This is a genomic window from Kiloniella laminariae (assembly GCF_027214005.1).
Taxonomy (GTDB): Bacteria; Pseudomonadota; Alphaproteobacteria; order Kiloniellales; family Kiloniellaceae; genus Kiloniella; species Kiloniella laminariae_A.
The window spans coordinates 20,427-44,043 of the sequence record NZ_JAPWGY010000001.1 but is presented as its reverse complement, the minus strand read 5'-3'; the positions used below and the strand labels follow the sequence as shown (position 1 = coordinate 44,043).

22 protein-coding genes are annotated in these 23,617 nt (G+C 50.3%); 8 read left to right on the top strand and 14 right to left on the bottom strand.

Annotation, left to right across the window (positions count from 1 at the left end):
- Positions 1-43 precede the first annotated feature (43 nt).
- Together O4H49_RS00225 and O4H49_RS00220 are read right to left on the bottom strand one after the other, a co-directional pair.
- On the bottom strand, positions 44-634 hold the full coding sequence (locus O4H49_RS00225; RefSeq protein WP_269421395.1) for an NADPH-dependent FMN reductase: 591 nt from the start codon (positions 632-634) through the stop codon (positions 44-46).
- An 86-nt stretch (positions 635-720) separates the two neighbouring features.
- Complete coding sequence (locus tag O4H49_RS00220; RefSeq protein WP_269421394.1) at positions 721-1,596, bottom strand: AraC family transcriptional regulator; 876 nt, start codon at positions 1,594-1,596, stop codon at positions 721-723.
- Positions 1,597-1,804: 208 nt separating this feature from the next.
- Between O4H49_RS00220 and O4H49_RS00215 the strand changes: the two genes are divergently transcribed.
- On the top strand, positions 1,805-2,704 hold the full coding sequence (locus O4H49_RS00215; protein WP_269421393.1) for a DMT family transporter: 900 nt from the start codon (positions 1,805-1,807) through the stop codon (positions 2,702-2,704).
- Here O4H49_RS00215 and O4H49_RS00210 read toward each other — a convergent pair.
- Positions 2,701-3,270, bottom strand: coding sequence for a TetR/AcrR family transcriptional regulator (locus tag O4H49_RS00210; RefSeq protein WP_269421392.1), 570 nt, complete (start codon positions 3,268-3,270; stop codon positions 2,701-2,703). The genes O4H49_RS00215 and O4H49_RS00210 overlap by 4 nt on opposite strands.
- A gap of 90 nt (positions 3,271-3,360) precedes the next feature.
- Positions 3,361-6,393: an aminotransferase class III-fold pyridoxal phosphate-dependent enzyme gene (locus tag O4H49_RS00205; protein WP_269421391.1), complete on the bottom strand. Its 3,033-nt coding sequence runs from the start codon at positions 6,391-6,393 to the stop codon at positions 3,361-3,363.
- Between the two features lie 143 nt (positions 6,394-6,536).
- Here O4H49_RS00205 and O4H49_RS00200 point away from each other — a divergent pair, with 143 nt between their 5' ends.
- A complete protein-coding gene (locus O4H49_RS00200; protein ID WP_269421390.1) occupies positions 6,537-6,968 on the top strand; it encodes an Lrp/AsnC family transcriptional regulator in 432 nt (143 codons plus the stop codon).
- On the opposite strand, the gene O4H49_RS00195 is transcribed toward O4H49_RS00200, so the two are convergent.
- The 6 genes from O4H49_RS00195 to O4H49_RS00170 form a co-directional block, all read right to left on the bottom strand.
- Positions 6,969-7,367: a DUF983 domain-containing protein gene (locus tag O4H49_RS00195; protein WP_269421389.1), complete on the bottom strand. Its 399-nt coding sequence runs from the start codon at positions 7,365-7,367 to the stop codon at positions 6,969-6,971.
- A gap of 172 nt (positions 7,368-7,539) precedes the next feature.
- Positions 7,540-8,409, bottom strand: a complete 870-nt coding sequence (locus O4H49_RS00190; RefSeq protein ID WP_269421388.1) for a GNAT family N-acetyltransferase — start codon at positions 8,407-8,409, stop codon at positions 7,540-7,542.
- Between the two features lie 133 nt (positions 8,410-8,542).
- Complete coding sequence (locus O4H49_RS00185) at positions 8,543-9,694, bottom strand: PA0069 family radical SAM protein (RefSeq protein WP_269421387.1); 1,152 nt, start codon at positions 9,692-9,694, stop codon at positions 8,543-8,545.
- Between the two features lie 68 nt (positions 9,695-9,762).
- Positions 9,763-10,674, bottom strand: coding sequence for a DMT family transporter (locus tag O4H49_RS00180; protein WP_269421386.1), 912 nt, complete (start codon positions 10,672-10,674; stop codon positions 9,763-9,765).
- A 120-nt stretch (positions 10,675-10,794) separates the two neighbouring features.
- Positions 10,795-12,570: a sensor histidine kinase gene (locus tag O4H49_RS00175; RefSeq protein WP_269421385.1), complete on the bottom strand. Its 1,776-nt coding sequence runs from the start codon at positions 12,568-12,570 to the stop codon at positions 10,795-10,797.
- A 275-nt stretch (positions 12,571-12,845) separates the two neighbouring features.
- Positions 12,846-13,472: a TetR/AcrR family transcriptional regulator gene (locus O4H49_RS00170; RefSeq protein WP_269421384.1), complete on the bottom strand. Its 627-nt coding sequence runs from the start codon at positions 13,470-13,472 to the stop codon at positions 12,846-12,848.
- A 194-nt stretch (positions 13,473-13,666) separates the two neighbouring features.
- Here O4H49_RS00170 and O4H49_RS00165 point away from each other — a divergent pair, with 194 nt between their 5' ends.
- On the top strand, positions 13,667-14,059 hold the full coding sequence (locus tag O4H49_RS00165) for a DM13 domain-containing protein (RefSeq protein WP_269421383.1): 393 nt from the start codon (positions 13,667-13,669) through the stop codon (positions 14,057-14,059).
- Between the two features lie 88 nt (positions 14,060-14,147).
- On the opposite strand, the gene O4H49_RS00160 is transcribed toward O4H49_RS00165, so the two are convergent.
- The gene (locus O4H49_RS00160) at positions 14,148-14,867 is read right to left on the bottom strand and encodes a substrate-binding periplasmic protein (protein ID WP_269421382.1); all 720 of its coding nucleotides are present in this window, start codon (positions 14,865-14,867) and stop codon (positions 14,148-14,150) included.
- Positions 14,868-15,176: 309 nt separating this feature from the next.
- Positions 15,177-16,118, bottom strand: a complete 942-nt coding sequence (locus O4H49_RS00155; protein WP_269421381.1) for a threonine/serine dehydratase — start codon at positions 16,116-16,118, stop codon at positions 15,177-15,179.
- Between the two features lie 274 nt (positions 16,119-16,392).
- Here O4H49_RS00155 and ovoA point away from each other — a divergent pair, with 274 nt between their 5' ends.
- From ovoA to O4H49_RS00140, 3 genes are all read left to right on the top strand, one after another.
- A complete protein-coding gene (gene ovoA, locus O4H49_RS00150; protein WP_269421380.1) occupies positions 16,393-18,561 on the top strand; it encodes a 5-histidylcysteine sulfoxide synthase in 2,169 nt (722 codons plus the stop codon).
- 122 nt (positions 18,562-18,683) lie between these two features.
- A complete protein-coding gene (locus O4H49_RS00145; protein WP_269421379.1) occupies positions 18,684-19,130 on the top strand; it encodes an Lrp/AsnC family transcriptional regulator in 447 nt (148 codons plus the stop codon).
- 50 nt (positions 19,131-19,180) lie between these two features.
- A complete protein-coding gene (locus O4H49_RS00140) occupies positions 19,181-19,798 on the top strand; it encodes a LysE family transporter (protein WP_269421378.1) in 618 nt (205 codons plus the stop codon).
- Between the two features lie 20 nt (positions 19,799-19,818).
- On the opposite strand, the gene O4H49_RS00135 is transcribed toward O4H49_RS00140, so the two are convergent.
- Together O4H49_RS00135 and O4H49_RS00130 are read right to left on the bottom strand one after the other, a co-directional pair.
- Positions 19,819-20,175: a cupin domain-containing protein gene (locus O4H49_RS00135; RefSeq protein WP_269421377.1), complete on the bottom strand. Its 357-nt coding sequence runs from the start codon at positions 20,173-20,175 to the stop codon at positions 19,819-19,821.
- 194 nt (positions 20,176-20,369) lie between these two features.
- The gene (locus O4H49_RS00130) at positions 20,370-21,176 is read right to left on the bottom strand and encodes a substrate-binding periplasmic protein (protein ID WP_269421376.1); all 807 of its coding nucleotides are present in this window, start codon (positions 21,174-21,176) and stop codon (positions 20,370-20,372) included.
- Between the two features lie 161 nt (positions 21,177-21,337).
- On the opposite strand from O4H49_RS00130, the gene O4H49_RS00125 reads away from it, so the two are divergent.
- A complete protein-coding gene (locus O4H49_RS00125) occupies positions 21,338-21,805 on the top strand; it encodes a thiol-disulfide oxidoreductase DCC family protein (RefSeq protein WP_269421375.1) in 468 nt (155 codons plus the stop codon).
- Entirely contained in the window at positions 21,798-23,516 is a 1,719-nt protein-coding gene (locus tag O4H49_RS00120) for an SDR family oxidoreductase (protein WP_269421374.1), read from the top strand. The genes O4H49_RS00125 and O4H49_RS00120 overlap by 8 nt, the downstream gene beginning before the upstream one ends.
- Positions 23,517-23,617 lie beyond the last annotated feature (101 nt).

The window sequence follows — 23,617 nt, the reverse complement described above, 5'->3', positions numbered from 1 at the left end:
CCCTTTGTCAGTTTGACAGCCTGAGAAAGACAGGAAACCCCTATCAGCGTTTCCGGATAGCGGCCAGACAGACGGCAAGTTCCCCCAGACGCTCAAGATACTTTGTCATACGCGTGCGCGTGGCCTCATCCGTGATTTTCAAGTCATCATCAAACTTGCTTTTTGCCAAGGGCAAGACAAAATCAGGGGCCGCCAAAGGATAAGCTCCCAGTCCGCCAAGACTTTGTTTTAATTGCGCCTGTACCCGTGCTGTTCCAAAAGCTCCCGGGCTGGTGCCCATGATTCCCACAGCCAGATTGGCAAAAACTGACGGTGTCCCGCGCGATGCCCAATCGATCCCGTTTTTCAGCACGGCAGGAAGTCCTGAATTATATTCCGGCGTCACAATCAACAGCGCATCCACGGCCATGATGGCCTGCTTCAGCTCCTGCGCGACTTCCGGCGTTTGCACAGCTTCGAGATCTTCGTTGAAAAGAGGCAGTTCGGCCAGGCGGTCAAAAACCACAATATCAATACCTTCGGGAGCAACGGCTATGGCTTCGCGCAGTAAAGCCCGATTGTAGGATTTTTCCCGGAGACTTCCGACCAAAGCCAGAACTCGCGTTTTTTGTGATAACCCGGACTGCGATTCCATTGAGCAATAGTCTCCCTCAAAAAAACAATATAAAACGTTCCTGTTATTCTCATATCAGGCGCGTCCCCAGAGAGCCAGTAAAGAGCTCAGGATAATCGACGGAAGCTCTGGGGAGTCAGACCTGTGGCCCGACGAAAGCGGGTGGACATATGGCTCTGGCTGCTGAAACCACAATCATGAGCAATCTCGGATAGAGAGACCTTGTTATCGCCCAAAAGATATTTGGCTTTTTCAATACGTCGCTGCAACACGTACTGATGCGGGCTGATCCCTTCCGAAACACGAAACATCCGCGTAAAGTGAAAAGGGCTGAGATCCACCGAGCGGGCCAACTCTGTCACCGTCAGTCCCTGGTCCAGAAAAGCTTCCACATATTCCTTGACCCGGCGCAAGACATAGGGAGAAAGCCCGCCGCGGCAAAATCCAGGCTCCAGCTGTCTGCTGGTATAATGCCTGACGAGATGTTGAACCAACAGCTGACCTGCCTGGGACAGGGCCATCTGATCTGCAGCACTTTGCCAATCCAGAGGATAGATAATGTTTCGACAGATCTGTTCAATCACCGGATCGCTGCGGAAAGAGAGATCACGCAGTTCGATACCCGATGGATCAACATCACAGCTCTCCGCAAGAGTGCGATCGAACCAGGTACAGTCAAAGTACAGGTGCATAAAACGAAACGATGCATCAATGCTCCACTCCGAACGCACACCCGCTGGCATGATACAGACCGCTCCGGGATATCCCGAACCTATACATCTCTCTCCCGAGTGGCGGCGCGTGTCCTTTCCGCCTTCCAGGTAATAGCTCATACTGTGATGATCGGCCCGTTCGTAAACAGCAAAGCCCTTTTGATTGCGCCAGGTAGACAAAGACAGGCCTTCCCCCAGATCAGCTGAACGACCTGATTTTGCGCCCACTTCAACAAGGGCTTTGTAAACATAAAGTTCTTCTGGTCGCATCAACCCACACCCGGATAATCTTCTGAAGGCTTTTACACTTCACGTACAATCTAGCCTGCCGTTCCCTAAATGAGAAGCACGAGTAAAGAGCAGATAAAATAATAACCGCAAGAATGTGAAAAAGAGAGCAAGAACCCGATAGCCGGGGGAACTGATCGCCGTTACGATCACGTTTCAACCTGTTCCGTGTTTCAAGGGATCCTGTTTTATGAGTAGCCTTCTCTACCTCGGCACTGTCCTGATCTGGGGTACCACCTGGCTGGCAATTGCCTTTCAGGTCGGCGACGTCGCCGTCGAAGTCTCGGCTTTCTATCGGTTCACCCTTGCTGCTCTGACACAAATTATCCTGATGTCGGCTCTTGGAAAGTTGACCTGGGTTCCCTTTCGCCAACATCGATGGTTTATCCTGCAAGGCCTGCTGCTTTTTTGTGTAAACTTTCTCTTTTTTTATAACGCCACAGTCTATACCACCAGCGGGCTGATTGCGGTTGTCTTTTCCATGGCGACCATTTTCAATATGATCAACGGCCTTATCTTTCATCGCCAGTTACCTGCTCTGCGCTCGCTCATCGGGGCCACCCTGGGGATCGCAGGCGTCTGTGCATTGTTCTGGAATGATCTGGGAAGCGGGAACTGGACCGGAGACAATATAAAAGGCCTGCTTCTGGCTCTGTGTGGAACCTATTGTTTTTCGCTTGGGAACATGGTTTCCCAGCACCAGCAAAAACAGGGGCGCAATGTCCTCACCGCCAATTCCTATGCCCTGGTTTATGGCAGCATCACACTGGGCATCTGGTGCCTGTTACAGGGGTATAGTTTCGAGCTGGAAACAACACCCCGCTATCTTGGTGCCCTGCTGTATCTTGCCATACCGGGTACTGTCATCGGCTTTGCCATGTATCTAAATCTGGTGGGCCGTGTCGGCGCAGAAAAAGCCGCTTATTGCACCGTACTTTTCCCTGTTGTCGCCCTCTCGCTTTCCACGGTTTATGAAAATTACCTCTGGACGCCCTATGCACTGCTTGGCGTTGCACTTGCCCTGATCGGTAATGTCGTTATCTTTACCAAAAGAAAGCCTGCCCCCATTCTTTCAATGTCCACCCGCTAGCTCAGCCCCAGAACTCCCCAGGCCGCCTGAACCAGTTCTGCACTAAAGTCCTGATAGGGCTGTTTCAATCGGCCATAAACGCTAAAGACAGCGGGCTGGACAACCACCCCCAGCACCATGGCTGCCAACAGATCCGGATCCCCTTTCCGGATTTGTCCTGCTGCCTGCGCACAGGTAATTGCCTCCCGAATCACCCCCACAGGAGTCACTATTCCATCTGGAACACGTTCAAGCTGGCCATGCTGGGTCAGCAGCAGAAAGGTAAAAAGCGGGCGGTTCTCATCAAACAGACGACAGAACAGTTGAATCATCACGGCAATCTGCTCTTTGATCCCGCTTTCATCCCTGATCTGCACGGCCAACAGCTCTCCCTGCTCGCTATAGAGGGACAGGAACAGCGAGCGCACCAGCTCATCTTTACTTTTGTAGTGCCGATAAATTGTTCCCTCGGCAATACCAGCTCCTCCGGCGATATCCCGGGTTGTCGTCTCGGCAACGCCTTTACGAGCGAAAAGTTCAAGCGCCGCCTGATTGATTTTTTCACGGGTAGCCGAGCCGTCACGCATCTTACATGTCCAGAGTGATTGATCGCTCACCTATAACAAATATTCACGTTACTGACTACCAGGAAACCTGATGCAATAGTTAGATCGAAGCTATTCCTGCTCCACCAGGGCGAGGCAACGATCAAACTCCCGCAAGAAACGCTCCGCATCATCAGCTGAGAAACAAATCGGGGGCTTGATTTTTACCACATTATCCAACGGCCCGTCGGTAGAGAGCAAAATGCCGCACTCTTTCATCAGATTGACAAGCTTCCCAGCTTCAAGAGTTGCTGGCTCCAGCGTGTCGTGATCTTGCACCAGTTCAACTCCGATAAACAGCCCCATCCCCCGAACTTCACCAATAAGCGGGTGGTTATCGACCATCCGCCTCAACCCCTGCATCATCCGTTCACCGACCCTACGGGCATTATTCTGCAGGCGCTCATCGCGGACAACTTGCAAGACTTCAAGACCAATAGCGCAGGATACCGGGTTGCCGCCAAAAGTATTGAAATACTCCATTCCGGTAACAAAAGCATCAGCAACCGCACGGGTCGTCACAACAGCCCCCATAGGATGACCATTGGCGATCGGCTTGCCAAGAGTCACAATATCCGGCACCACCCCCTGCTGTTCAAAGCCCCACATATGCTCGCCGATCCGGCCAAAGCCGACCTGAACTTCATCGGCAATGCACAACCCTCCCGAAGCCCGCACAGCTTGATAGATCTTTGGCAGATAGCCTTGCGGTAAAACGATCTGCCCGCCGCAGCCCAAAAGAGATTCCGCGATAAAGGCACAGGGTTTGCCTCCGGCCTGCTCTAATGCCCGAAGTTCCCTGATTGCCATGTCAGCATATTTGTCCCCGCAATCCGGGTCACTCGCCTTGACAGGACCACGATAGCCATCCGGCATCGGGCAAACCCGCACATGCTCCGGCCTGCCTTTGCCGCCTTTGCGGTTAAACTTGTAGGGGCTCAAATCAATCAGCGACGTCAGATTGCCATGATAGGCATGGTCCACGACCAGCATGTCACGGCTTCCGGTATAGTTTTGTGCCAGACGCAAGGCGAGGTCATTTGCCTCACTGCCGGAATTGACAAAAAAACAGACTTCCAGAGGCTCAGGGAAAGTCGAAAGCAACTCCCGTGCATAGTTGACAATATTATCATGCAGATAACGGGTATTGGTATTGAGCACAGGTAATTGTGATGTGGCGGCCTTGACCACCCGCGGGTGACAATGCCCGACATGACAGACATTGTTGACCATATCGAGATAGGCATCTCCGCTGTCGCTATATAGAAACTGCGCCTCACCCCGGACAATCTTCAACGGAGCACGATAGGAAAGGCTCAAGTTTGGCCCGAGATGACGCGCCCGTTCAGATCGGATATCCCTTGCCGAACGTACTATAGTCCCCTCGCATTTGATCTGCATACCCAGTATAAGGTTCGGGCTCGGGCAAACCGATGCCCAGACATTGCGTTCACTGCGTGCCGCGACCCCGCAGACATCATTTTCCATCCCCATCAGATCAAGCAGCAGCTGAAAATGCACATGCGGTGCCCAGTTACCATTTTCGGGATAAGGGCCGACATACCCGATCAACTCGCCCTTTTTAAACGCCTTGCCACCCTCCCAGAGAGCAAGAGATGTACGGCTCAAATGGCCATACTTGGTATAGAAAACCTGCCCTTCGTCCGTCTCATGTTCCAGAATCACCACCGGACCATAGTCATAGTCCCGGGTGTTGTCGTTATGAACTCTGACCTTACCATCAAGGGGCGCATAGAGCGGGGCATAGGCCGGCAAAAACAGATCGATACCCAAATGAACTGTTCGACGTTCTTCCGGATCGACCGTTTCAAAAAAATCACCTTTATAGACATTGCGGTCCTCAAGGTAGTTGCCGATCCCCACCTCAGCACCAGCCTCCTCCATTATCGAGAAGATCAGATTGGTGGCAGCTTCTGCATCAAGGGCTTTCCCCTCTTCATCTACAGACAATGTCGAGAGATCCAGGACAAGAACGTTATCCGCAGAAAGCGCCGGATCACAAATTGGTCCGATCTGGTCTGCATTGGCCGAAAGCCACTGGACCAGCTTGCGGGATCCCGGGCAGGCTTCCAGACCACAGACATCACGAAAGCGATAATGAACCACTTCCCTGTTTATCTGTTCCATGCGGATCAGAAGCTCCCGCACGTCTTTCTGGCTGATCAGAAGATACTCATTTTCCGGATTGGCGGCATATTGTTGGGCCGCCATACAGACTGATTCAGCCAGCCTGACCTGGACAAGATCATAAACCAGCGCGATTTCTCCGGCTGTCAGGGGATTAACCCTGTGATAGCCCGAGACAACATCACAAGCCCGGCCAACCGGGTCTCTTTGGCCAAGCATGGCATAGGCACAGGCAACAGCCAGATCACAAACCCGGTAGCTATTGATAAAATCGCCAAAATCAATCAGACCACTGATCTGCCCCTGCTTATCCACCAGGATGTTATAATCATTGGCATCATTATGGATAACCTGAGATGGCAACTTATTAAGTGCACAGGCATTTTCCTGCTCAAATCTGTCCAGAATGTCCGTGACAATCGATCTGATTTTTTCATCATCTATCAGATGAAGGAAAGCACGGTGGGTTACAGCCTGGGCAATATCCCAAAGGAAGGTCCGGTTCGCCCCTTCATGACCAAACGATTTAAGGGCCTTGTCCATCCGCCCCATCAATTGCCCAATCTGGGAATAATCCAGATCCTGTTTCTGCGCCGCCTTGTTCCAGACCTCCCCTTCCATCCAGCTCAGCAGACGGATCGGACGGGGTTTGCCTGACGGGTCGAGAACCTCATCCGTTATCTTATTTTTATTATTGGGAACAACCCGGGGCAAAGGAAGATCAGCATCTCTTTCGGCCAACTCCTGAAGCAGGGCATCCTGGGCTTCCAGCCAAATTCTGTCTGTCTCTGGTGCATAGAGTTTCAGAACAAAGGCACCCTCCCCCTCAACAACCAGCTTGAAATTCTGATCCCGTTCGCTCGGCAAGGCCGTTGCCCTGCCAACAGGACCATATAATTCCTGGAAGAGACATTCTGCTTCCGCTGCGCTGTAAAGATGGAGTGTGTCTTGTGCCATGGGAATACCTAACTGTGCGAACCAAGTAGTTGGTTTTACTTTAGTATGTTATCCCGGCGATATCTTTCGCCATTGTGCACGTTTGATTGTTTTTTTGGTTGCTGCCTGATAATCTCGCCCCATCTTCATATAGGCAGGATTCCATGCGTGAACTGGACGAAACTGATCGGGCTATTCTGCAGGTTTTGCGCAAGAATGCCCGTGAAACGATCAAGGGCATTTCTGCTCAGACAAATCTGGCACGGTCCACTGTACGTCATCGCCTGCAAAAGCTGGAAAGTGACAGTGTTATCACGGGCTACAGAGTTGAGCTCAAAAACGCCGCCACGTCAGGTTTTGGCGCTTTCCTCTTTGTTCGGCTCAAACGAACTCCCGCGATCACCCTGATAGATGAAATCTCGAGCTTCCCCGAAATCTTGCGCTGTTATTCTCTGGCCGGCGACCCGGACCTTCTGATCGAAGTCCGGGCGGGCAGTCCTGAAGCCCTGAATGAAGTCCGGAATAAAATATCAAACAACCCTGTGGTCGATGAACTCCGGACATCGCTGATCTTGAACCGGGAGCTGGAGAGCTGATCAGTCTTCCCTGGTTACCAAACGTCCTTCTTCAGCCTTGAAGAAAAATTGACTGGCGATCAGCCAACCTTTGAGTGGCCTCAAAGGCAGCACACAGGTCAGGATCAACAGGGGAAGCGTCGTCAGGATATGCGCCCAGACTGGCGGCTCAATTTTCACCTCGAACCACAAGACAAAAATCACGACCGGTACACAAAAAAGCATCTGGATGAAAAACGCCGGACCATCAGCAGGATCGGCAAAGGAATAGCTCAAGCCACAAGCCTTGCAGTCCTTGGCGATCGTCAGAAATCCATCGAAAATTTTTCCTTCTCCACAACGTGGACACTTTCCACGCAATCCCGTTTTCATCGCTGAAAGTTCAGGATAGGACTTGTCGGCATCAGTAGTATTTTGCATGGTTGTCAGACTTTCCGATTACCTTGTTTGGTTACTGCTTGATGCAGAACCTTGTTCCCCTCATTTTGAGAAACCATAGATACGCGCTAAAAATCCGGAAAACGAGTTATTTCGCCGCTTCACAAGGTCGCAGTCAGCGATTGACGTTTTTTATTTTCACGCAAAAAGTGTTCTAGCCAAGCTCAAAACTTGTCACACCAAAGATTTGTGCCAATGGTAAATCTGCCATCCCGTTTCGATACATCCGGGCCGTTTCAAAACTCTGCTTCAACTGATATCTCCTGGCCAGCTCTACCGCCGCAATATTCTCTTCTGGTACATCAAGAATGATATTGCTGCCCGGAATTTTATGACAAAATGCCTGAAACAGCTCGTCTGCAATCAGCACGTTTTCTGCAAAAAGTGGCCCGATCTTATAGCCGTCGGCGTAAGGGCGCATGACCCCGTACCCAACCACCTTTCCCTGCTCGAGTATGGCAAGACCTTCGTGTCCCTCCCCTTTCAACCAGCATGAAAGGAAAGCCTTTCGTTCCGTGAAGAAATGCAGACGGTCATAATCAACCAGCAGATGCTGGGGAACACCACGGGTATCAGAAACAGAGATGCGCCCCTCTTTATCAGAATGCGCCAGATCCGGGGCAACGCCTTCAAACCGGATGTTGCGATAGGCCAGGGCAAAGCCTGATTTGGCATAATTGTCCTGCTGATCCACAACACCATCAAGTCCGATAATTCTCCCTTCAAGGGACGCCATTGCATGGTTCCAGATCTTAAGGCCATACCCCTTTCCACGCTGATCTTCACGGACAATGTAGAACCCGATAAAACCATGGCTCGTGCCGTACTTCACTGCTGATATACAGGCAACCGGTTCCGGCCCAAGCCAGCCAATATAAAACCCCGATTTATCCGCTCCATAAAAACACTGGATATCCCTTAGCCCGGGATTCCAGCCTTCCATTGCGGCCCAATCACAGAAAATCTGGACATCTTCTTCATTCGCATGACGAATTTCAAAGATCTTTTCTGAACTGTCTGACACTGGATCAACCTTTATTGGAATAGAAAACAGGACGCGCAGATTACGCAAAACCGGATCGGGGACCCAGAGAAAATGTAACGTATGATTGTGACAAAAAAAGGACCCGGCCCTCTGAAGGAAAATTCAGAATTTTTCACGAAAAAAGATCAAGTTGCTTTAGCGATGAAACAGACTTCCTGTACTGATGGGGAACAGAAAAAAGAGATGTATCGAGTTGACGAAGGGATCTCTTGTTAAGGCCGTACTTTTGCCGGGCGAGATGAAAGCGATCAGACAGCAGTTTTGCGTAAACGCCTTCCCCCTGCATGCGCTTTCCCCAACGGGGGTCATAATCTTTTCCACCCCTCATTGACTGCAGCAGCTTCATGACACGCCCAGCCCTGTCCGGGTAGTTGTTCTCCAGCCATTCAAGCCAGAGATCCCGGATTTCACCTGGCAGGCGGAGTAAAACATAGCTGCAACTCACAGCCCCTGCCCTTCCTGAAAGTCCTATGATGCGCTCAATTTCATGATCATTCAGGGCTGGAATAATTGGCGCGACAAGCACTGATACCTTGATCCCCCTGAGTGTCAGCTCTCGAATGGCATCCAGACGCCGCATCGGGGTTGCGGCACGTGGCTCCATTGTACGGGCAAGTTTGCGATCCAGAGTTGTCAATGAAATCGCAACCGAGGCAAGGTTTTTTCGCGCCATCCTCTCGAGGATATCAACATCCCGCAGGACAAGATTGCCCTTGGTAATAATGGCAACAGGCTGGTTGAATGCCTCGCAGACTTCCAACGCCTGTCGGGTTATATTTTGTTCGCGCTCAATCGGTTGATAGGGATCCGTATTGGCACCAAACGCAATGACCTTACATTGATAGGATGGCCTGGAGAGTTCTGCCGCCAACAGAGCTGCGGCTTCCTCTTTGGCAAAAATCAGCCGTTCAAAATCCAGCCCCGGCGACAAACCGAGAAATGCATGTGTTGGGCGTGCAAAACAGTAAATACAGCCGTGTTCACACCCTTTGTAAGGGTTGAAGGACTGTTCAAACGGAACATCCGGCGAGCTATTTCTGGAAATAACTGACCGGCTGGGATCCACTCTTACCTCTGTTTTAAGCTTCGTCCCCTCTTCAAGACTGCCCCAACCATCATCAACACGCTCTCTTTCAGATTTCTCGAACCTTCCAACACGATTAGAAAGCGCGCCCCTGCCCCGGCGAGAGTCAGGATGCAGATCTCCTTTTATACGATTTCCCGCTTCATCGGGATGTTGGTCGAAAGCTGTGTCTTTGTTCATTTTCTGAAGATACAGAATAAAGAACAAAAAGTGAACATGATTCTTTTTCAGTTATCATTATTTGGGAATCAAACAGGTTCGACCTTAATCGCACGGCGTTTTTTACGTACTGAAAACCATACACCGAGCCCTATCAAAATCGCACCAGCACCGTGATAAAGTTCAGGTTTCTCGCCCAACAGGATAATCGCCATTGCAGATGCAAAAACCGGCAACAGATGAATAAATTGACCTGCAAGACTGGCCCCGACCTGCCTGACACCAATGTTCCAGCTGGTAAAAGCCAGGATAGATACGGGTACGCTGGCGTAAAAAACTGCAAGAATATTGTTCAGGCTCAACTCAAGGGGTGCTGCTTCAAGCACTCCGGAAAAATAGATCACACCAAGAAAGGAGTCCCCGATTCCAATACTGAGCAGCACAAAGGAAAAAAGCGAGACACCTTCCGGTTTCCATCGCAGCCAGAGAGAATAAAAAGCCCAGGACACAACGGCCCCTAACACCAGAAAGTCTCCACTGTTCAGTGTAAGTCCCAGCAGGTTTTCAAAATTCCCCCGGGTAATCAACACGAGTACACCGCAAAAAGATACCATGATTCCAACAATCTGGATCAAACGAATGCGTTCGCCATAGCAGAGAAATGACAGGGTAATAATGATAACCGGAATCATCGAGTTCAACAGCGCTGCATTGGTTGCCCCTGTTGTCTGCAAACCAAAATACAACAAGGTATTAAAGCTGGTCACACTCAAGAGGGCGAGCAGGATCATTTTCCAGATTACAGGCCGATAGAGCGGCCACTCTCTGACGAGGGCTGGCCCGGCAAAGGGTAACAGACAGGCGAAAGCAACAGTCCAGCGCCAGAATGACAGGGTTAGCGGCGCAATATCAGCGGCAAAAGCCCGACCAACGATAAAGTTTCCCGCCCACAGCAACTGAGCAATAACCAAAAACATAAATGCCCGACGTGGTGCCGACATAACACAACCTTCCAACGAAGAGTACAGCCGGCAGAATCCGGTTTCCGGCAAAACTACGTTGAAGAAGGAAAGTCATCAAGGCCAGGTTAGGGAATAAACCTGATCACAGCATCATAACCGCTATTCGGCTTGCTCAAATTGCGGACTGTCTTTTGGTAACTGTGTGCGTTCTGCCGGGAAAAGACAGGTAACCATGGTCCCCTTCCCGATTTCACTGTCGATTGTCACACGCCCCCCATGCATGGCAACAAAACCAGAGGCCAAAGGCAGCCCAAATCCGCCGCCCCGTCGCCCCCTGACCAAAGCAACGGAACCCTTTCCATAAGGTTCCAGAGCTTGTTGAGCTATGGCAGGGTCCATTCCGCAACCGGTATCTTTTATAGAAAGGCAAACATTACCAACATTATTCAAACCTCCCCACAGATGAACTTGCCCACCCTGATCAGAAAACTTGATCGCATTGGACAAGAGGTTCAATAAAGCCTGCTGGATAACGCGAAAGTCACAAACAAGCTGCAATCCAATGGGCAGAACTTCGAACGACAAATCCACTCCCGCTTCTCTGGCATGAGTACTCACCATTCGCTCACAACTCTCAAACAGTTCCTTGATATCTTGCGGTTCTTCTTCAAGCTTGATCTTGCCTGCTTCAAGATCTGCCAGTTCAAGGATGTCATCCACGAGTTGCAGCAAATCTGTCCCGCTTTTCTCAATCAGAATTGCATAGTCCTTGTAACGTTGATCCTGAATGGGACCAAACATCTCCTGGGTCATGATTTGCGAGAAACCGATGACATTGTTAAGGGGGGATCTCAGTTCATAGCTTATATGGGCGAGAAACTGGTTTTTCGACATAACCGCGGCTTCGGCCTTGTGTCTGGCGTCGTCAAGATTCTGGGCAAATCCCTGCAGGAATTCGACCTGGTTTTCCAGCTGTCCCTCCGCCTCACCCAGCTCTTTTATACGGTCCTTCAAAGCGCTCTCGTTCTGTTGCAAATGCCGGAGATCGTCAAGGCGTTTAAGATTATGGCGAAACAGATCAGCTGCTCTGGCAATATCCCCGAATTCATCCTTGCGTTCCAGCCCTTCCAACTGGCTGACATTTCGCCCCTGCGCCAGAAGCGCTAATGTCCGGGTCACGCGTGCAAGATCATTAACGATAGAGGAAGAGACGCCCAAGGCGACACCGCCGAGGACAAAAAAACCAATGATCATAGAGGTCACAAACAAGGGGATATAAAAGGAATATCGCTCCAGCAGGGCCCCCATATCACCATCTGTCCGGTCGCTGTAGTAATCGACATATTCTCCAAAAGCTTCCGATATCCGGAGAAAACGATCACTTGTATGACGCAAGTCGGTAAGTTTGACATGCTGAATGCTCTGCGGAATCTCTACCGCAGAGGAAATGACCTGCTGATAACTTTCCAGACGGGCAATAACATTAAGCAAGTATCGTTCTTCCGCTTCGACAAGGGCAGGATCTGAGCGGATTTCTTCGAGCAGGTACCGGATGCTTTTTAACTCTTGCACATAGGGTAAAGCAGACTTGAACAGCTCGTCATCAGCTGTTTCCTCATCATTGCCGGACAGCAGGACAGAAAGAGCGCTGTTGGCATCGGTAAGGCGTCGAAACAGGCCAGTAAGATCGGAAAGACGCCTTGCCTGATAATTTTGCGTCTGCTCAAGAATAGCCCGCTCGTCCTCAAGAATGAAAACGGTCAGTGCTCCCCCAAAGGTAAACAAAGCAATGCTGAAGAAAAAAGCCAGGTAAATGCGCCAGCGCAGATGAAAGCGGCTCAAGCCCCGGTAACCGGCAGCATTATCCCTTTCATGCCGGGGCACCCCTTTATCGGCTTTACCCTGTTCTACATCTTTTTGATTTACGGCGAGCATCGCATTTCCTGAGAGAGACTCGTCAATCCATCCTGTTCCTGCATAGAGCCTTGCCTACCCCTAGAACATTAATCAGAATCTTACCTGTTATTTTCAGAAACAATATCATTCTGGCAGGAAGATTACGCCAATAAAGTGGAAAACATCTTAAGATACACCTTTAGGATGTCATTTTATACTTTTTGTATTCCGACGATCTGGCCTCTGTTCTTCATGAAGTGTAACGCGGCTTGTTTACTCGACTATTGGCCTGGAATTAAGGAGTGCCAGTAAGTTTAGCTCGAGACGGCCCCTGTATTCGCCAAACCATTGTGTTGCAGTTGGGCCTGAACTTCTGTCCGGATTTCTGCAGCTGGGTAGCCAGCTTTGGCCATCACCCTCACCCCGTTATAGATCGTATTCAGGCTCCGGGCGATTTTTAACATCCTCGCCTCCCCCTTGCCATCCCGGGACCGGGTTCGTCCTAGGTCCGTCGCCTCAAGGGCACTGAAGAAACCAGCTTCCATTCGCCCCATCATCCGGCGCACCTGCGCGGAAATCTCGGCATCATGCGGCGCCTGATCCACAGCCGTATTACAAAGAAAACAGCCCCGTCGATCACCCTGCGCCTCAATGACCTCGGCGACAGACATTAATAAGTTTGCAATTCTCTGCCCCCCATCCGGAACCAATCCGTCGCGTAACAGGGAAACTGCTGCCGAGACCCGTGTTATGTCATAATGCGCCAATGCCGCCAGGAAAAGCGACCGCTTGTCACCAAAGGTTTTGTAGAGGCTACTTCTTGCGATCTGCATGACCTCAAGAAGTTCACCTAATCCAGCACCATCATAGCCTCTGGCCCAAAAAACCTGGAGTGCCGCTTCAACAGCAACCTCGATATCAAATTCACGCGGTCGAGCCATCTCGATCAACCCTTGGTCTTGTTATCAGCTATCTTTAACAGTCCTGTCTCAAATTCTGCTGACATACTTCTGTTCATCACAGTTTTGTGTTTTGGACCGATTGGTCTCTAATAACATATTAGAGCAGACACAACAGTAATCAAGGTTTCTGTTGATCAAAAAAAGCGACCTTAACATAAAACGGAGACAGTCAAATGCGTAAGTATATCAATTTATTAACAGGGATCATCTTTGCTCTTGCAGCATTCTCTTTTAGCCAGGCCCAAGCCGCGGACATTATTTCACAAGGAACCTTTGCCGGACGCAGTGACCACATCACCACAGGCAAGGTAGAGGTGATCAAAAACAGTGACGGTAGTTACAAGGTTATTCTTGGCGAAGATTTTTCCCTGGATGGGGCCCCCGACCCAAAACTGGCATTTGGACATGATGGCATCAACAAAAACACCCTTTTCAGCCCGCTGAAACACAACAGCGGAAAACAGGAATATCTGCTTCCTGCCTCTATTGACCCCGCACAGTTCAACGAAATTTACGTGTGGTGCGAGAAATTTGATGTACCGCTTGGTGTTGCAAGCCTGAAATAACTCTCAACAACCTTCTGCTGCCCCCCTGTCGCAAGCTGGCCTCGCCTTTCAAGGAGGCCAGCTTGACGCCTGTCCCCATAGACAAATACTAGCGCACAAGCATCTCATCTTTTACATAGCGCAGGAAAATATCCTCATAACGTCCGTCCTGCTGCAGCAGGGCAATGCCATCATTGACGATCTGCAGCAAATGATCTGCCCGTTCAGAATTGCGCGAAATCCACAAATAGAATGTTTCTGTCGGGAAAATCATGTTTTTCAAGATTTCCACATCTTTGGGCAGAGCCAGGTCCCCCTCTTTTATCAGCCCCTCAACCTGTTCTTTGTAACCGATAACAAAATCACATCTTCCCTCGTCAAGCTTGTGAAAAGCCTGATCATAGGAATAGGTCGTCTGGTCAACAGACTGGGTTACACTGTACAAGCGCAGCCACTGAAGATTATAGCCCGCAATTCCACAGAGGCGATATTGATTCAAAGCTGCCAATTCTGGTATTTGCGTCGCACGAGGAAGATTTTTTTTAGAATAATAGATTGCCCGGGTGGCAAGATAAACCGGTTGGGTACGGAGATAGAGGCCTTCTCTTTCCCGATTACTTGAACCATCCAGAAAGATTTCAAAATCCCCTTCAACCGAAAAGCGCGCTACACTTGCCAGGCAGCGTTTCCAGGGTGCCAACTCGACCTTCGCCGGAATACCGGCTTCTGAAAAAACGAGTGAAATCAGTTCATAACTTGCCCCCGTCAATTCTCTTTGCGGCTTGTCGGGAACTTCTTTTTCAAGATAGGTAAAGGGGGGAAAACCCAATTCGTCAGCGCAGATCCGGACGGGCTTATTGAAAGAGCTTTCTCCAGATTCTGCAAACGCTTGGCCAAACGCACCCCTGCCGCTAAAAAAGAGAAGCAAACAGAAAAAACCAACCCATGCCTTCCTGCTTCTCATCAAGCACAGAAGGTTCCTCAATCTGCCGGGTATCAAGCCAAGACCAGTTTCCAAATCTCATATCCCCGTTAACTCTAGGGAAGTCCATTTGTCGGAACAGCTTTGAGAATAGCCCATTCTACTTACAAAAGGCTTAACCTCTGCCGGGGTCGTGCATAATCTGCGGTTCAGCAGTTAAAAGGTTGCCAGATTGGCGTTGCCTCCACATACAAGGACACCAACCTTTTCATCTTTCCCAGGTTGATAGGCCCCGGAAAGCAGGGCAGCAAAAGCGGTCGCGCCCCCTGGCTCAGCAATAACCCTGAAATCCGACCACAATCTTTCCTGCGCATGAGCAACGGCCTCATCACGCACCAAGACAGATTCTTTGACAAACCGCTTTGCTGCCTCAAACCCGATTTGTCCGATTTGTCTGGCCCCCAGAGAATCAGCTGCACGACCCGAGACTGTTATCTCCGTCGGCCTGTCTTCCCGCCGCGCAGCGTGAAGGGTAGCAGTGCCTTCTGTCTCCACGGCAATAATCTTCAAACTGCCCTGATACCAAGAAGCAATCCCTCCGATAAGCCCGCCACCACCAACTGCGACCAGGAGACTGTCCAGCTCAGGTGCCTGTTCGGACAATTCAAGGCCAACAGTGCCTTGCCCGGAAACAATGTCATGCTGGTCATAGGCATGCAGAAGCCGGGCTCCGGTTTCCTTTTGACGCAAGGAACAAGCCGCCAGTGCTGCTGCAAAGTCATGGCCCACCACATGGATTGAAGCGCCGTATTCTTCCAGCTTGGCCAGCTTGCTTGCAGAAACGATTTCAGGAACAAAAATTTCCACTTTTACGCCCAGCTGTTTCGCTGCATAGGCAACAGCCACCCCATGGTTTCCACCCGATGCCGCAATCACACCTGCCTCGGGAAGATCTCCGTCAGACAACAGCGCATTAAAAGCTCCCCGGCTTTTAAACGAACCGGCGTGTTGCAACTGTTCCAGCTTGAGCGTCACCGGACTGGTTTCAAGCAGTTCCCCCGCAGGTGCCCGCAGCACCGGAGTTCTTCTGATAAACGGTTGTATCCGCTCATATGCGCCGAGGATAGAGGCTTGGGAAACACGTGCAGATACATCCATCATCATTCTCCATTTTTCACAGAGGTTATGTAAGGAAGAAAACCGGTATTAAAAGTAATTTCATACTGCTTTTTTGTCGCATTCACGAAATAGGGGGAAATGTTCCTTTTTTACAGCCCAGATGTTGCGTTACCCTTCACAGGATAAAAAATTAATCACCGATGATCGCTCTCCACGATCACAGTTTCGTCATTACCGGGCGAAGACAACATCCGCACCCTATATAAAATAGCTTGAACAGGCCCCAGATAGACGTCACCAGGGATTTAGCATCATGTCATTGGAAATAACCAGGGATCAGAAACAGAACATTACCTTCTCTGATCAGGAGCTTCTTGTCACTCGCACCGTTATTCTTGATCAGGGTCAAGTCGAGGAAAAGCGCCAGGAAATTCTCAATTATTTTCATAAAACCTTTTCACTGTATGAATCGATTTTCGAATGCCTTGTTGATGACGAGGCCTTCTACCGTCGGGCCAATCCCCTGCGCCATCCCCTGATTTTCTATTATGGGCACACAGCCGTTTTTTTTATAAACAAGCTTAATGTCGCCAAACTGATTGATACACGGATTGATGAACAGATTGAATCCAGCCTCGCTATCGGGGTCGACGAAATGTCCTGGGATGACCTCAATGACACCAGTTATGTCTGGCCCACCCCCGCAAAGGTCAAAGACTATCGCGACAAGACCCGGAACCTGGTTGACCGCTTCATCCGGACTTGCGATCTGCGCATACCCATAACTCAGAATGATCCGCTCTGGATCGTCATGATGGGGATTGAACACGAACGGATTCATCTTGAAACCACCTCGGTTCTCATCCGCGAACTTCCTCTGGAAAAGCTGCAAGCTCACCGGATCTGGAGCAACATCTGCAAACAGAGCGGCTCGGCACCACAGAACGAACTGCTTCCGGTTACGGCCGGCACGGTTACACTGGGTAAGGGAGAAAACAATCACCTCTATGGCTGGGACAATGAATATGGACAAAAACATATGGATGTCTCTGGGTTCAAAGCCAGTAAGTTCCTCGTCTCAAATCGGGAGTATCTCGACTTTGTCACCGACGGCGGATATCAAAATGAAAAGTACTGGACAACAGAAGGCTGGAAGTGGGCTTCCTATCGCAAGGCTAGACACCCGGTCTTTTGGGTAGAGCAGGCTGGGGAATACCGCTATCGCAGCATGCTTTCTCTTATTGATATGCCCTGGGACTGGCCAGTTGATGTGAACTACCTCGAAGCCAAAGCCTTCTGTAACTGGAAGTCCGCAAAAACAGGAAAATCTATCCGGCTGCCGACAGAGGCTGAATGGTACAGATTGCGTGCGCTTGTTCCCGAAGACCAACCCGACTGGGAACAGGCTCCCGGCAACATCAACCTTGAGCGCGAGATGTCATCCTGCCCGGTTAACCGTCACGAATTTGCCAAGGGATTTTTTGATCTTGTCGGCAATGCCTGGCAGTGGACAGAAACCCCGATTGATGGTTTCGAAGGCTTCAGGGTACATCCCATCTACGATGATTTTTCCACCCCGACGTTTGATGGCAAGCATAACATCTTCAAAGGCGGCTGCTGGATTTCTACCGGGAATTATGCGATCAGGGATTCTCGCTACGCCTTTCGCCGACATTTTTTCCAGCACTCCGGGTTACGGTACGTTGAAGCTGATGAACTTCCAGCAAATGAGGTCAATATGTACGAAACCGATGACATTGTGGCTCAGTATATCGAGTTTCACTATGGCGAAGAGTTCTTTTCTGTGCCGAATTTTCCAGTTGCCTGTGCCAGGATTTGCCTCGAACACGCAGGAAAAGGCAGAACAGAACGTGCGCTTGACCTGGGCTGTGCCACAGGACGTGCATCTTTCGAGCTGGCCCGGGTTTTTGACCATGTTGATGCAATAGATTTCTCTGCCCGACTGATACAGGCCCCGACCAGCCTGCAACAAAAGGGTGCGCAGCGCTATACAATCCAGGATGAAGGTGAACTGGTCAGCTATAAAGAGATAAAACTCTCCGACTTTGATTCTTACGAAAACATCAAAGACCGGATCAGCTTCATGCAGGGCGATGCCTGTAACCTCGCTGCCAAATATACAAATTATGATCTTGTTTTTGCCGGCAACCTGATCGATCGACTTTATGACCCTCTCCAGTTCCTCAAAACTATCAAACAACGCATACGGCCCGGAGGACTGCTGGTTCTGGCATCACCCTACACCTGGCTGGAAGAATTCACGCAACGGGAAAACTGGCTCGGGGGTTTCAAGGCCAACACCGGAGAGAGCTACACAACTCTTGATGGCTTGCGCGATACCCTGACCCCCGAATTTGAAATGGTGTGCCCGCCACGGGATGTCCCTTTTGTCATCAGGGAAACCCGGCGCAAATTCCAGCACAGCCTGTCAGAAGTTTCAGTCTGGCGTAAACGCCTCTGAAATCTGCGTTACAGATAATACCGAGACCTCAACCTTTGTGTCGAGGCCTCGGAATTATTGAAATTTTACAAAATACAATAAATTATCTTGATATTTTTATAATATCAGGCATATTTCCTGATATGAATGACATTGACAGAAAAATAATCTCCTCCCTCCAGGAAGACAACCGGATCTCGATGAGCCTCCTCGCCGAGAAAACTGGCCTGAGTATCTCTGCTGTAAACGAACGGGTACGCAAACTTCAAAGCAACGGAACGATCCAGCGCAACCAGGCGATCATCACCCCCGGTTCTGTTGGTCTCGATCTTCTAGCTTTTCTGTTTGTTGACCTGCATCCTGACTGTGACGAAGACGCTTTTGTCCAGGAAGCCCGCAGTTTTCCCGAGTTGCAGGAGTTGCACCACATCACTGGTCCCCATAGCTACCTTGCCAAGGTACGGGTCGTCGACACAAATGGCCTGCAACAGTTTTTAAAACAACGACTCAAAAGATTACCCGCTGTTGCCAAAACAGAAACCATTGTTGTCCTGCAAAGTGAAAAAGAAACATCCATTCTGCCCGTCTAGATTTTCGGGGCTATCGTTTTCAGGGTTCAAATCAAGGGAAATACACTCCCATGCTCATCTTGATCATAAAAGGGTTGCTGATTGGCCTCGCGGTAGCTGCACCGGTTGGTCCCATGGCTCTGCTTTGTCTGAAATTCAGTCTTGAGCGCGGGCTGTCAGCCGGCATCGCAACAGGGTTCGGCATTGCTCTTGCCGACATGTCTTATGGTATTATTGCCCTGCTCGGCCTTACAGCTATCACCAGCGTCCTGCTGGATTACAATGATATTATCCGCACCGTGGGCGGCACCATCCTGCTCTTGATGGCCGGGTTCAGCCTTCTAAAAATACTGCGGGACCACAAACGCCCGGCAGTTGCAAAGCTGGAAAGCAGAAAATCCAGCAGACTTTTGCTTATTTTTACCAGTGCTTACGCTCTGACCATGACGAACCCCATGACCATCCTGACATTTCTGGCAATTTTTGCGGGACTGGGTGCCGAAGCAGCCCAAACAGAGCGCTGGATAATTGCTTCAGGGATTTTTGTCGGTTCACTGGGCTGGTGGTTCTGCATTGCAGCCACTGGCGCCCTTCTGCGAACCCGCCTGTCCACAGGCACGATCACAGCTATAAACCTGCTCTCTGCTGTTATTATCGGCGGGTTTGGGACTTATGTTCTCTTGTCCTGAAAAGCAGAACAGCCTGTCTATCAGGCTGCTTCAAAGGCCGCATAGATCTTGACGACATCTCCGACTGATTCCCAGGTCCCCTTAAAGCCGGCTGCGATGGTAAAAGCTTCCCCGGGTCCGAACTCACAACTCTGACCCGATTCATCAGTCAAGATTGCCTTCCCGCTCAACAAGAGACAAAACTCATTCTCATCATAGGAAACCTTCAGCTTGCAACTCCCGCTGGCCCAGTGCCCTACGGAGAACTGTCCGGTCTGATCCGTGAAAGCATTCCAGAGTTTTGTGTCAGATTTCCCGGCAAGAAGCACATCCTGCCCAATATTGCTTTCACTTGCCGGTGCTTCACGATCAATTCGGATAATTCCTTGAGGCAGCATATTACAGAAACTCCATGAGCAAATTTTACAAGAGGCAACAGTTTGAGGGCTTCACCCCTTAGATCCCAAGAGAAAGTACTCGGGTATACCATCACAATTTGCTCCAATCTATAATGCCAGAACTCTCCCGACAAACATTATCCCGGCTTCCACCTTCTGTTCATCTGAGCTGCTATCGATTTTGAAAAGCTGAACTAATTGATCGGCGCCGTATTTGCTGGGCGATACTTTTCCAACAATGTTTGGAAATCCACACTTTCAATAACGGCCTTCAACGCCACATTGAATGCCTCTACCTCCTTGTCAGAAACCGAAGCCTTGCTCAACATGAAATGTACGGGGTCACTGTTAAGGATGTGAGGAAGCGGCATGATCTTGTCTGCTTCATCTGCTTTGATCGCATGATGGTACCCGACAAAAAGATCCGCAATCACCAGATCAACTCTTCCGACAATCAATTGGTTGATGCGGGTTTGAGTACTGTTATTCAGATCAAGGATGCCGTTATCAATCGCCCTTTGGCTTTCTTTTCCATATTCCTCACCGTACCACCCGCCTATTCCTGCCACCATCCGCAACCGATGATCAATCGCGTCAGCCATACTATACCCCTGATAGCGATCCCATTTGCTCACCTGAACAAACATCACAACCTTCTCGTCCCGGTAGGGAAGGGAAAAATGGGCATAACCTTGACGTTCCTCGGTTACAGATGCAGCTGGCATCAAATCAAGATCACCTGTCTGCAATAGTTTCTGTGCCCGTTTTGGCGGCACAAGTCTGATTTCCAGGTCACAGCCCAACTCGTCCATGACAGCCTTGATAATATCGATATCCAACCCCGCAGGGCCTTTGCCTGTCTCTTCGTACTGATAGGGGATATAGTCGTCCGAATAGGCAACAGAATAACTTCTTGCACAATTGGCACTGGCTATCCCGCTCCAGCCCATAACAACAATCGCGACGATAAGAATTGAAACTTTTCTGGCAATCTTGTTCATCTTCCCGGCCCTGCAATCCCCTTCAAATCAAACTTGACCACCCCAATCTCTCTCCAGAAGCTTACCAAAAAAGGAGATATCAAACCGTTAATGCACCTCGGTCCTGTCCTGCCCGGAACAATCATCTCGACAAGGGGTATTTCCTCCCCATATGATCCCTCATGCCAAAAGCCTTTCTCCCCTTCAAGGCGTACTCATTTGCCGAAGACGCCACGGTTCCCCGGTTTGACGACAGCCGTCCTCTGGTTGTTTATGACGGGGTTTGCATCCTCTGTTCCGGCTTTATTAAATTTGTCCTCAAACATGACCATGCACAAAAATTCCACTTTACTGCCGCGCAATCTCCCTTGGGGCAGGCGTTGTTTCAACACTACAGACTTGACCCGGTGAACTTCGAAACCAACCTGCTGGTTTATAACGGCCAGGCTTATGCCCGCTTGGACGCTTTCACAACCATCATGTCTTTACTTCCTCTTCCCGTGCGTCTTCTATCGCTCGCCCGCTTTATTCCCTCTCCTCTTGATCGATGGTTTTATGAAAGCATCGCCAAAAACCGCTACAGGATTTTTGGACGATCCGAGAGCTGTATGGTTCCAACGCCGGATATCAGGAAACGTTTCATTGATTAAAACAATCCTGGTGGTCGGAGGTTATGGCGTTTTCGGCAGCCGGATTTGCCGCCTGTTAATCCGGGAAAAGCAATTCTCTGTTCTGGTCGCCGGACGCTCTCTCGCCAAGGCGCGCAGCTTCTGCAAACGTTATGGCGGAACAGCCATACATTTCGAACGGGAAGCAGATCTGGTCGAACAACTCGCGCTCCTGTCCCCGGATCTGGTCATTGATGCAGCGGGTCCCTTTCAGGACTATGGACGCAACCCTTACCGACTGGCAAAAGCTGCCCTGGAACAAGGTGCACACTATCTTGATCTGGCGGACTCTCCCGATTTTGTCCGTGGCATTCCTCTGCTGGATGATCTTGCCCGTGCTCAGAACAGGATCGCTCTTTCAGGTGCCAGTACCGCACCAGCCATAACCTCGGTCCTGGCAGACCATCTTACTGCCGGTCTGGATGAGATCGCTTTAATTGAAAGTGCCATCCTGCCCGGCAACAAGGCCCCTCGGGGGCGATCATTGGTCGAGACTGTTCTCAAGCAGGCTGGTCAACCTCTGGAAATCTGGCGAGATAACCAGCTGTTTCAGGCATGGAGTTGGGGAAGTCTCACCCGCCATACATTACAGACAGATACCGCCTCCTCCCTAAAGGGCCGCTGGAGTGCCCTGATTGAGCTTCCCGACCTCAGGCTTTTCCCTGAACGCTACAATGCCCGGGCAGTCAAAACCCGGGTTGGACTAGAGAATCCTCTGTTACACCTGGGTCTTTGGCTGCTGTCCCTGCTGCCAAGATTTGGCTTGATCAGAAATCTTCTGCCTTTGACAAACAGCTTGATGGCCACAAGCAGGCTCTTCAAACCTTTTGGCACGGATCGGGGAGGCATGTTCCTCACTGTTCTAGGCACCAGAAAGGGGCGACTTTTCAAACACAGTTGGGATCTGATTGTTGAGAAGGGTGACGGGCCTTTTGTTCCGGCTCTTCCCTGCTTGATACTTGCACAGAAAATCCTCCTTTCCTCTCAGTCCCCCACCGGAACGGGCCCCTTATCACCCGGTGCGCGCCCCTGCCTTGGCGCCTTCGCAATGGAAGATCTTGAGCAAGCTCTCGCGACACTGCCAGCCAGTTATCAAACCGTCAGAAAAGAAACCCCCTCACTCTATCAACTGGTTCTCGGGGACGCATTCAACCGCCTTCCTCTTCCTGTCCAAACGTTGCACAAAGTTCAGGACCTCGCGATTTTTCATGGTTTGGCATCGGTAAAAAGTGGTCGTAACCCGGTTGCCAAACTGATAAAAAAGATCATGGGATTTCCGGATGATACATTGGAAATTCCGTTACAGGTGACGATTGAGAAAAAAGGCAATCGCGAGATATGGCAACGTAAATTTGGAAAGAACAGCTTTAGATCCATCATGTCTCGCCCATCAACGGCAAAACCAGGCGAGCAGATCGAGCAGTTCGGACCGCTTTCTTTTCTCTTGGCCCTGCCTGTCTCAGAGGAAGGGATACTCGACATGGTCGTTATCCGGGCCTATTTTCTCGGCTGCCCTTTGCCCCGCTGGATGACACCGATCAGTGACACACAGGAGAAACTGGATGAGCGAGGGCGTTTCCATTTTTCAGTAAAGATCTCTCTCCCCCTATGGGGTCACCTGATCAGTTACCGTGGCTGGCTGGTTCCGGGCAACCAGCCCTTGGCCCAGATGTCCAAAGACGAGATACCGTAGGCTGACAAACCCGGCCAGATCATGAACTCAAGAAGGCACAGGCCCATACCATAGACAGTATTCAACTGAGTGATTTACAACTCCCGTATCCCCAACTTATG

Excerpts from the sequence above, each read along its gene's own strand:
- O4H49_RS00225 (WP_269421395.1), bottom strand. The coding sequence starts at position 634 with ATGGAATCGCAGTCCGGGTTATCACAAAAAACGCGAGTTCTGGCTTTG.
- O4H49_RS00220 (WP_269421394.1), bottom strand. The coding sequence starts at position 1,596 with ATGCGACCAGAAGAACTTTATGTTTACAAAGCCCTTGTTGAAGTGGGC.
- O4H49_RS00215 (WP_269421393.1), top strand. The coding sequence starts at position 1,805 with ATGAGTAGCCTTCTCTACCTCGGCACTGTCCTGATCTGGGGTACCACC.
- O4H49_RS00210 (WP_269421392.1), bottom strand. The coding sequence starts at position 3,270 with ATGCGTGACGGCTCGGCTACCCGTGAAAAAATCAATCAGGCGGCGCTT.
- O4H49_RS00205 (WP_269421391.1), bottom strand. The coding sequence starts at position 6,393 with ATGGCACAAGACACACTCCATCTTTACAGCGCAGCGGAAGCAGAATGT.
- O4H49_RS00200 (WP_269421390.1), top strand. The coding sequence starts at position 6,537 with ATGCGTGAACTGGACGAAACTGATCGGGCTATTCTGCAGGTTTTGCGC.
- O4H49_RS00195 (WP_269421389.1), bottom strand. The coding sequence starts at position 7,367 with ATGCAAAATACTACTGATGCCGACAAGTCCTATCCTGAACTTTCAGCG.
- O4H49_RS00185 (WP_269421387.1), bottom strand. The coding sequence starts at position 9,694 with ATGAACAAAGACACAGCTTTCGACCAACATCCCGATGAAGCGGGAAAT.
- O4H49_RS00180 (WP_269421386.1), bottom strand. The coding sequence starts at position 10,674 with ATGTCGGCACCACGTCGGGCATTTATGTTTTTGGTTATTGCTCAGTTG.
- O4H49_RS00175 (WP_269421385.1), bottom strand. The coding sequence starts at position 12,570 with ATGCTCGCCGTAAATCAAAAAGATGTAGAACAGGGTAAAGCCGATAAA.
- O4H49_RS00170 (WP_269421384.1), bottom strand. The coding sequence starts at position 13,472 with ATGGCTCGACCGCGTGAATTTGATATCGAGGTTGCTGTTGAAGCGGCA.
- O4H49_RS00165 (WP_269421383.1), top strand. The coding sequence starts at position 13,667 with ATGCGTAAGTATATCAATTTATTAACAGGGATCATCTTTGCTCTTGCA.
- O4H49_RS00155 (WP_269421381.1), bottom strand. The coding sequence starts at position 16,118 with ATGGATGTATCTGCACGTGTTTCCCAAGCCTCTATCCTCGGCGCATAT.
- ovoA (WP_269421380.1), top strand. The coding sequence starts at position 16,393 with ATGTCATTGGAAATAACCAGGGATCAGAAACAGAACATTACCTTCTCT.
- O4H49_RS00145 (WP_269421379.1), top strand. The coding sequence starts at position 18,684 with ATGAATGACATTGACAGAAAAATAATCTCCTCCCTCCAGGAAGACAAC.
- O4H49_RS00140 (WP_269421378.1), top strand. The coding sequence starts at position 19,181 with ATGCTCATCTTGATCATAAAAGGGTTGCTGATTGGCCTCGCGGTAGCT.
- O4H49_RS00135 (WP_269421377.1), bottom strand. The coding sequence starts at position 20,175 with ATGCTGCCTCAAGGAATTATCCGAATTGATCGTGAAGCACCGGCAAGT.
- O4H49_RS00130 (WP_269421376.1), bottom strand. The coding sequence starts at position 21,176 with ATGAACAAGATTGCCAGAAAAGTTTCAATTCTTATCGTCGCGATTGTT.
- O4H49_RS00125 (WP_269421375.1), top strand. The coding sequence starts at position 21,338 with ATGCCAAAAGCCTTTCTCCCCTTCAAGGCGTACTCATTTGCCGAAGAC.